The 8,172-nt window shown below is 66.8% G+C and carries 9 protein-coding genes; 2 read left to right on the plus strand and 7 right to left on the minus strand.

From position 1 onward, the window contains the following. Positions 1-195: hypothetical protein (locus FM051_RS52915; protein WP_238413252.1), on the minus strand; the 195-nt coding region annotated here is incomplete at its 3' end. A 905-nt stretch (positions 196-1,100) separates the two neighbouring features. Between FM051_RS52915 and FM051_RS49095 the strand changes: the two genes are divergently transcribed. Next, positions 1,101-1,886, plus strand: coding sequence for a PucR family transcriptional regulator (locus FM051_RS49095; RefSeq protein ID WP_158854762.1), 786 nt, complete (start codon positions 1,101-1,103; stop codon positions 1,884-1,886). A 69-nt stretch (positions 1,887-1,955) separates the two neighbouring features. Here FM051_RS49095 and FM051_RS49100 read toward each other — a convergent pair whose 3' ends face one another. Continuing rightward, positions 1,956-3,116 carry a PucR family transcriptional regulator gene (locus FM051_RS49100; protein ID WP_158854764.1) on the minus strand — a complete coding sequence of 387 codons (1,161 nt, stop codon included), beginning with the start codon at positions 3,114-3,116 and terminating at the stop codon, positions 1,956-1,958. Between the two features lie 436 nt (positions 3,117-3,552). Between FM051_RS49100 and FM051_RS49105 the strand changes: the two genes are divergently transcribed. Then, complete coding sequence (locus FM051_RS49105) at positions 3,553-4,326, plus strand: HEAT repeat domain-containing protein (RefSeq protein WP_158854765.1); 774 nt, start codon at positions 3,553-3,555, stop codon at positions 4,324-4,326. A 196-nt stretch (positions 4,327-4,522) separates the two neighbouring features. Here the strand turns inward: FM051_RS49105 and FM051_RS49110 are convergent, their stop codons facing one another. From FM051_RS49110 to FM051_RS49130, 5 genes are all read right to left on the minus strand, one after another. Further along, on the minus strand, positions 4,523-4,993 hold the full coding sequence (locus FM051_RS49110) for a hypothetical protein (protein WP_158854767.1): 471 nt from the start codon (positions 4,991-4,993) through the stop codon (positions 4,523-4,525). Positions 4,994-5,048: 55 nt separating this feature from the next. Then, positions 5,049-5,759, minus strand: coding sequence for a hypothetical protein (locus FM051_RS49115; RefSeq protein WP_202919513.1), 711 nt, complete (start codon positions 5,757-5,759; stop codon positions 5,049-5,051). 12 nt (positions 5,760-5,771) lie between these two features. Beyond that, on the minus strand, positions 5,772-6,236 hold the full coding sequence (locus FM051_RS49120; RefSeq protein ID WP_158854769.1) for a hypothetical protein: 465 nt from the start codon (positions 6,234-6,236) through the stop codon (positions 5,772-5,774). 47 nt (positions 6,237-6,283) lie between these two features. Then, on the minus strand, positions 6,284-6,943 hold the full coding sequence (locus tag FM051_RS49125) for a hypothetical protein (RefSeq protein ID WP_158854771.1): 660 nt from the start codon (positions 6,941-6,943) through the stop codon (positions 6,284-6,286). A 420-nt stretch (positions 6,944-7,363) separates the two neighbouring features. Beyond that, positions 7,364-7,909, minus strand: a complete 546-nt coding sequence (locus FM051_RS49130; RefSeq protein ID WP_158854775.1) for an EF-hand domain-containing protein — start codon at positions 7,907-7,909, stop codon at positions 7,364-7,366. Positions 7,910-8,172: the final 263 nt, after the last annotated feature.

Raw genomic sequence — 8,172 nt, forward strand, 5'->3', positions numbered from 1 at the left:
TGGCCGGCAGGCCGCACGGGCCACATGCGGGTGACGCGAACTGCCCGGATGTACCCCGGCACGTCGAGGAACGCAGCACCAGCGGAAGACGGGGGCCAGACGACGCCACAGCGCACGCGGGAAGGCCCTCACGCCCTCGGCGGCGAGCACCCGCAGGGCGACGTGCTCGGCGCCGGCGGCGACATGCTCGTCCACCGGCGCCTGATCGCCCCCTCGTCACGGCCGAGAGGGGGCCGGCCCGGCGGAACCGGGGGATCGCCGGACCCGGAACGGGCCGCGAATCCAGGGACGACGGCGTGGACAACCGGTTACCCACGGTGACCACCCTGGCAGGGGGCGGACAGTACGCGTCCGGGGCGTGCCCGATTCCGGCACGGTATTTGGTCCGGTGGTTGGCTGTGTCCATGCTGGAGTCCGTGGGAGACGAGGTGCCGGGCAGACGCACGACAACACTGCTCCGTGGGATTCTTCCCACCTTCTGTCGAAGGTGAGAGCACATAAGCCCACCTTAACACCCTCTGGTCAGCCCCTGGCAAAGGTGGGAAATTTCCCACATCGACGGTGCTGCCGAGCCTGCGGACGGCACGCAAAGTCAGGTCTACTGTTTCACTCATTGAAAGATGACGCCTTGCTCATCTCGTTGAGGACTGAGGCTGGCGACCCCCGCCTGCCAAATCCTTGTAGTCCTCCAGTTCATCGGGCACCAGACGCTCTGCCAGCTTGTCCACGACACAAGCATGCCGGCCCAACCCACGTGAGACACGCTCTTACGCCTTACTAACGGCCGCGAGACGCAGGTCTCACCCTCCGTCAAAATACGGAACCGACGGGTAGGTCTTGCGCGCCGTGCCATAACCGGCTAAAGCCCGCACGCTCGGCTCGCGATCACCCGACCGGACATCGTGGATTGATTCAGCCACCTGGACGGGCGCCACGATTGACCGATCACCACAAGTGTTTGTACGATCGCAACGTGACGGAAACATCCCAGTCGCAGCTGTGACCGGATCGCCCAAGAAAGTTCAGGCACCGGTCCGCCTGGGTGCGAGTTTGTTCGCTTGGCGACTTATTCGACGCAGCGAATGCAGAGGAATGGTTGGATGAGCTCATCCCAGATCGCGCCCGAGCCCAGGCGGCCGTCGGGCGGGGCGAAAACGTTCGAAGCCCTCCTCCGGGAACGCCGCCGCCTCCCGGATCGGACCTGGAACCATTCGGACGACGTCATCACAGTTCTGCTCGCGGGTGACGAGCCACCCCCTGGAACGCACGGTCCCCTGGCCGAGTCGTACTGCGTCTTCGTAGCGCGGCACTCCCCCGACGTGCCCGCCGCGCAGGTGGCCGAGGTGCCGCGCCAGTGCGGCGGCAGCGGCACCTTCGTATCGGTCACCGAGACCGGGATCGTCGCCCTGATTCCCCGGCACGCCCAGCAGCGCACCGTGGAGAACTTCCAGCAGTGGCTCGGCGGGTCGTTGATCGCGGGTGTGGCGACGCGCAAGCGGACGGACATCCCCAGCGGGTACCGCGAAGCCGTGCAGATCCTCGACCTGGCACACGCGACCCGGCGTTCACCGGGTGTGTACCGGTTGGCGAACTTCCTGGTGGAGTACGCCGTCACCCGCCACGAGTTCGTGAGCGGCAGCCTCGCGTCCATAGTGGCGCGGCTGATGACGGTCCAACCGGTGCTCTACGAGACGCTGAAAGCGTTGGTGCACGTGGATTTCAACCGCAACGACACGGCGCACGACCTGTTCGTGCACCGCAGCACGCTCGACTACCGGATCGCCCGGATCGCGCAGCTGACCGGCCAGGACCCGATGAGCCGACGCGGAGCGCAGGTGCTCAGGGCCGCGTTGGCCGCACACACACTGGCCCGCCGGTCCTCGTGAACAAGGGGCCGCCGTGCGCGAGCAAGCACGGCGGCCCCTTGTTCACGGCACGGGATGCCCGCAGGCGTATCAGGCGAGCACTACGGCGGGTGGCGTCTGGGTTTCCCGGCTGTTGACGACGGCGTAGGTCGTCAGTGCGATGGCCAGGTTCTCCAAGTCCCGCGGACAGGTCGGCCGCCAGCCGGTGAGGTCCTCCACGCGACTGAGGTGGTAGTCCAGCGTGCTGCGGTGGATGTCCAGGCTCAGCGCGGCCTTGCTCCGGTTGCCGTTCGCGGCCAGCAACGCTTCGAGCGCCCGCACCAACGGGAACTGGTCCATCAGGGGAGCGATGCTGTCGATGAGGTTGTCCACCACCGACTCCTCCTGGAGCACCGCGTACTCGACGAGGATGTCGTCGAGTCCGTAGACGTCCGGCGGCCTGTTGGAGGCGACGGCGATGGTCACGGTGTCGTGGACCTCCCGCCGCCCGGACGGGACATCCGAACGCGAGCGCCACACCACGGCCATCCAGGCAGGACGGATCAACTGCCCGTGCAGTTCGTCGGCACGGGCACGCGCGGCGCCGCGGTCGGCAGCGGGAGTCACGAGGTAGTCCAGCCGGCCGGCGGGCACGATCGACAGGCTCGGGTGGACGCGGTCGGGTAGCGGGCTCGGTTCGTCGTCGTCCTGTCGACCCACGGCGATCACCGCATAGCCGTCGGCGAGCGCACACTCGTGGGCGGGATCCACCCGCAGACCCCAGAGCAGGGCCGTGGCCAACGCCCGACTGTCGTGCGGGGACAACACCTTCCTGGGCTTCCACTGCCGCGACTCCTGGTAGCCCGCGAGCACCGCGGCGATACTGACCTTGCTGGTCTCGAAAACGTCGGCTTCCACGGCATCGCGCAGGTCCGGCCGGTCGTCCGGGAGCGCGGAAACGGCGATGTCGGCGGTCTTCTCGGTCAGCGTGTTCAGCATGTCGAGCAGGTGGTCGACGGGGTGTCGGGCGACGGCCCAGTCCGCGCCGACCGACCGCAGCCGGGACACGCAGTCGTCCAGCCGGAAGCCGCCGTCGGCCAGCGCGTCGACGTGCATCGAGACGACGGCTGCGACGGCGGCCTGCAAATCATCCCGGCACCGCGGGGGCGCGGCGAGCAACAACGGCCGCAAGGCCGTCGTCAGCCTGGTGATGAAGGACGACGGTCCGGCCGACGCATGCGCACCGTCGGGCAACTGGGATGCCAATGTCATCGGGGCCCCCTTTGTACGGAGTCTGCCGACCGGGTCAGGAAGTCACCGGGCCGGCAATGGCGCTGTTCGACCCGGCAAAAGATAGCCTGGAGAGGGCACCGGTCCGCGACCGCGAGACAGAATTCCGGAAAACGCGGAAATATTTTCCGCGACCAGCTCCGCCGCAGGTCCGGGGCATTTTGTGAAAAAATTCACGTCCAATCCGGGGCGCTTAATACCATTGAGCGCTTTCGAGCCGGAAGCGCTCGGCACACAAAATAAGACAGAACTGACGTTGCGGTCGGCACGGTCACCCGAACGACGGCCCGTACTCTTGGGCGCTGGGGGCGGTCCAGGAGACCGCCACGGGGAGGGACTTCGTGATGACTGGGGTGCATTCCACCGATCCGCTCTGCAACCACTACACCAGATGGCGGGCCGCGCCGGTCGGTGAACGGTGACCGAGCCGAGAGCGGTGGGCCGGATCGCTTCGGCCGACAAGGACGACCGGGTGCGTGCGGCGGCCGAGCTTGCCCGGGGTGAGGGCCCCGAGGACGACGACGCGTTGCTCGCACTGCTGGCCAAGGCGTTCGACGACAAGGATTACGAGCTGCGCGACCTGCTCATCCGGGTGCTGGCCGAGCGTGACCCGGACCGGGACCCGGACTACGCGCTTCGGTTCTCCGGGTCACGGCCGATCGATCACGGCTCGCGGTTCGAGCGGCTGTGGTCGTGGATGATGGGCGAGACGACGCTGTCCATGCCGTCGGCGCTGCCCCGACTGCGACGGCTGCGCCCGGTCGAGCTCTACACCAGGCAACTGCGCACCGGTAGCCCGATAGCCCGCATGCTGGCCGCTTCGCAGCTGGGTGAGACGCGTGACAAGGCCGCGATGGACGTGCTGGTGACCGCGCTGGGTGATCGCAGCAAGTGGGTGCGGCTGAACGCCGTGCTGGGGGTCCGCAGGCTCGTGCGTTCCGGAGCCGTACCGGATTTCGCCGACCACCCCGCGCGTCGGCTGGTGGCCGACCTGCTGACCGATCGGCACCGCAAGGTCCGCGTCGCAGCGGCACAGGCCCTCTGCACGTGGGGCGACACAGCCGTGGTCGCGGCCGCCCGCAAGGCCGCCGGCTGGCGGCGGCCGCGGTTTCGCCGGGACCTCGACGCCTGCCTGCGCGATGAGATCCCACCTCTGCCGAAGACCTGGCCGGGCGACCCGGACCAGGGCTGATCCAGGCGTCGTCCAGCGGGCCGTGTTCACCGACCGGCGCCTACGGCTGCGCTGCCGGCGCGGCCGCAACGACCAGGTCCGCGCCACCTGACGTGCGGTGGCCTTCGCGCCGAAAAGCGTCCGCCCGGATCTCCTGGGGGAGAGCCGGGCGGACGCGGTCGGACATCGTGGTCGGGCATCGTGGTCGAGAAGGCGGCTACTTGTTGACGAAGTGGCTGGGTGAGCGGTCCCGCGCCTCGGACAGGTGGTCCGCCCGCTTCATGTTCAGGCAGGGGTCATTCCCGTACTTGCCGTTGAAGACCGCGCCGAGGTGTTCGCACTTCCACTTCCACACCTGCATGGACTGGCCCCAGTTGTACTGCCTCCACTCCGGCTTGAGCCTGAACAGCTGGTCGATGTGGTCCAGGCGGTCCGCCGCGGCCTTGCAGGACACTCCGTCGGTCTTCGGGACCTCGATCACCTGAGCGTAGATCAACTCAGTCTCTCCGTTGTTGGGGTACGCCTTCCACCACGCGCCGCAGATACGTGATCCGGCCTGCGCCTCGGCCGTGACGGGGGTGACGATCGCGAGAACGACCGAACCCAGCACGGTCAACACGGCCAGTACCACCATTGCGGCCCGGGTCGACCGCCGATCCTTCGTCGTGCTCATGTCCATGGTTGCCACGAGGCCACCTTTCACTGCGCTGGGAAGTAGGTGGGGGACTGTCGAGTTTGGCCGCTCAGGTGATACGGCCGTTGATCGCGAACGAACCGAACTCATGCACCCGCCGGTTCGCCGTCCAGGTGCCGAACCGGTGCTCACCACGCCATTCGTAGACCGTGTTGGCGATCGGATAACCACCGCACGTGCGATTCGTCCGGACCCAGCCGCCGACGTAGTCACCCCGGGTCCACCGGCGGACGACCACCTGGACCGGCTGGACGCTGGAACCAGGGGAGACGGTCACCGTCCTGTTGTAGTCGGTCGTCACCGTGGTCGACCTGCCATAACCGGCGGTCACGTTCGCGAGGGCGTTGTACCACTTCTTGGTAGGCGAACTGGTGTTACCCAGATTGAGCGAAAAGCCGGCGTTCCACTCAGCCGTCGTCGACTTCGACTCCGAGATCTTGAATTGGCACTCCCTCGCACCGGGCGCGGACGGGCACCTGTCCAGCCGACCCCGCCAGACCCAGTCGTCCCACGTCTTGGCCGCCTGAGTCCGGGCGACCGACCGCGTCCTGTGCGAATTGTCGGTGCCGGGCACGACCTGCGCGCCATCGGAATACTGCTCGGTGAAGCACCTCTCCGTAGCAGCCTGCGCCGGACCCGCGGTGAACGTGGCCAACGCGGCCGCAAAAGCCACCCCGGTCAACAATCGACGCCACACCAAACCAGGCACTGAAAGCCTCATCCCGTCTTCGACAACTTTCACTGTCGTGCGATTCGACATCGCCGTTGGCGATTACGGCCAGACGAACTCGCTGGGCGCACGGGTGCGCGCCTCCATCAAGTGGTCGGCCCGCTTCATGTTGAGGCAGGGGTCGTATCCGTAGGTTCCGCGCACGAGCCGACCGAGGTCTTCGCAGATCCAATTGCGAACCTGGTCGGACTGGGGCCAATTGTACTTCCTCCAGTCCGGCCTGAGTTTGAAGAGCCCACCGATGTGGTCGAGCCGGTCCATTGCCGCCTTGCAGGACGTTCCGTCGGTCTTCGGGACCTCGATGACCTTGACGTAGACGTGTTCCTTGCCGTCCGGCCAGATCCGCCACGACGCGCCGCAGACGCGTGATCCGGACTGCGCGTCGGCCTTTCCGGGGGTGGCGATCGCGAGAACGACCGACCCCAGCACGGTCAACACGGCCAGTACCACCATTGCGGCCCGGGTCGACCGCCGATCCTTCGTCGTGCTCATGTCCATGGTTGCCACGAGGCCACCTTTCACTGCGATGGGAAGTAGGCTGTCGAGTTGGCCGCTCAGGTGAGACGGCCGTTGATCGCGAACGAACCGAACTCATGCACCCGCTGGTTCGTCGTCCACCGACCGAACCGGTGCTCACCACGCCATTCGTAGACCGTGTTGGCGATCGGATAACCACCGCACGTGCGATTCGTCCGGACCCAGCCGCCGACATAGTCACCCTGGATCCACCGGCGGACGACCACCTGAACCGGCTGGACGCTGGAACCAGGGGAGACGGTCACCGTCCTGTCGTAAGTGGTCGAAACCTGGGTCGACCTGCCGTACCCGCCGACCAGGCCCGCGACGACGTTGTACCACTTCTTGGTAGGCGAACTGGCGTTACCCAGTTCGACCCCTCCGCCGATGTTCCAGCCCGATGTCGTCGTCTTCGACTCCGAGATCGTGAATTGGCACTCCCTCGCACCGGGCGCGGACGGGCACCTGTCCAGTCGACCCCGCCAGACCCAGTCGTCCCACGTCTTGGCCGCCTGCTGCCGCCCGACCGACCGCGTCCTGTGCGAATTGTCGCTACCGGGCACGACCCGCGCGCCATCGGAATATTGTTCCGTGAAGCACCTCTCCGTAGCTGCCTGCGCCGGACCCGCGGTAAACGTCACCAGCGCGGCCGCAAAAGCCACCCCGGTCAACAGTCGACGCCACACCAAACCAGACATAGAACCACCCTGAAAGTAATGTTCTTTGGCATTCCTGACCTTCCGCGGAGAACGCTACGTGATCCACACCACTTGGGCCTATCCGCGCGATGCGGACAAACGCGTGGCCGCCGTCACCGGCCGATTCCGCATATCGCGGATAGTCCCGCCGGCACCGGACTGCCAAGGTCGGGCGCACGCGGATTCCGGATGGTCGGACACCGTGCCGACGCCCTCGGCGAAGGCATCCGCGAGATCCAGGCCCGCCTGCTCAGGGCACGCTCAACGGCTCCACCACGTGATCAGTAACCGGTTGGTGATCCACGGCGCCGACGACAGGCGTTGAAGGCCTTCGAGGAGCGTTGGCGGGGCACACAGAACGCCACCCAGTGTCAGGTTGACCTGACACTGGGTGGCGGGCGGCACTCCGGGCCGGAACGGTCAGCCGCCGCTGAGCATGCGGGCGCCCTTCATCGACTCGTCCGTCGCGGTGAACACACCCTGGACGTTGGCGAGGAGTTCGGCCCGGTCGATGCGGCCGTCGGTGTCCACGTCCATGGCCGCGAAAGCGATCTCGGCCACCTGAGGATCGGTTATTCCCGCGCCCCGGTAGAGGCCCGCGAACTCGTTCCCGTCGAGATAGCCGTCACCGTCGCGGTCGGCCACGTCGAAAACCCGGTCCGAGACGACCAGCCACTTTTCCAGCAGTTCCGAGGTCGACAGCCGCCCCGCTCCGCGGGCCTCCTGGAATTCGGCTTTGGTCACCACGTCGTCCACGTCGACATCGGCCCCGCGAATGTAGTCCCACAGCTCCTGGTACGCCTCCACCAGGCCCTGCACCTCGGGTGAGCCGACTTCGAGCCCGAACTCCCGGCCCACCCCGCGGGCCTTCGCCTCGAAGTCGTCCCAGCTGATTTCGCCGTTGCCGTCGAGGTCGAAAGCGGCGAAAACCCGCTCGATGTTGTCGTCCTGCAAGTGATCCGACATGACCAGCCCTTCTTCCCATGGACGTCCGATCGCACTTCAGGCGAATCGTACTGACGGGACATTCCGACCGGCAGCGGGAATTCGGGGCGCACCGATCACTCGAAGCGGTTGCCGTCGCGGTCCTGATAACGACTAGCCCGGATCTTTCGTGTGGGTGACGGCCTGGCTTGAGACCGTGACCAGTGGCTGTTGCGGGTCCTCCTTCCGGTGTTCGGGATGGCCGAAGTGGCCCGTTGTCGGCCGGGTGCCGCCGGGTTCCACTG

The sequence above is a fragment of the Saccharothrix deserti genome (genome assembly GCF_009769385.1).
Lineage (GTDB): Bacteria > Actinomycetota > Actinomycetes > Mycobacteriales > Pseudonocardiaceae > Actinosynnema > Actinosynnema deserti.

Excerpts from the sequence above, each read along its gene's own strand:
- FM051_RS49095 (WP_158854762.1), top strand. The coding sequence starts at position 1,101 with ATGAGCTCATCCCAGATCGCGCCCGAGCCCAGGCGGCCGTCGGGCGGG.
- FM051_RS49100 (WP_158854764.1), bottom strand. The coding sequence starts at position 3,116 with ATGACATTGGCATCCCAGTTGCCCGACGGTGCGCATGCGTCGGCCGGA.
- FM051_RS49115 (WP_202919513.1), bottom strand. The coding sequence starts at position 5,759 with ATGTCGAATCGCACGACAGTGAAAGTTGTCGAAGACGGGATGAGGCTT.
- FM051_RS49125 (WP_158854771.1), bottom strand. The coding sequence starts at position 6,943 with ATGTCTGGTTTGGTGTGGCGTCGACTGTTGACCGGGGTGGCTTTTGCG.
- FM051_RS49130 (WP_158854775.1), bottom strand. The coding sequence starts at position 7,909 with ATGTCGGATCACTTGCAGGACGACAACATCGAGCGGGTTTTCGCCGCT.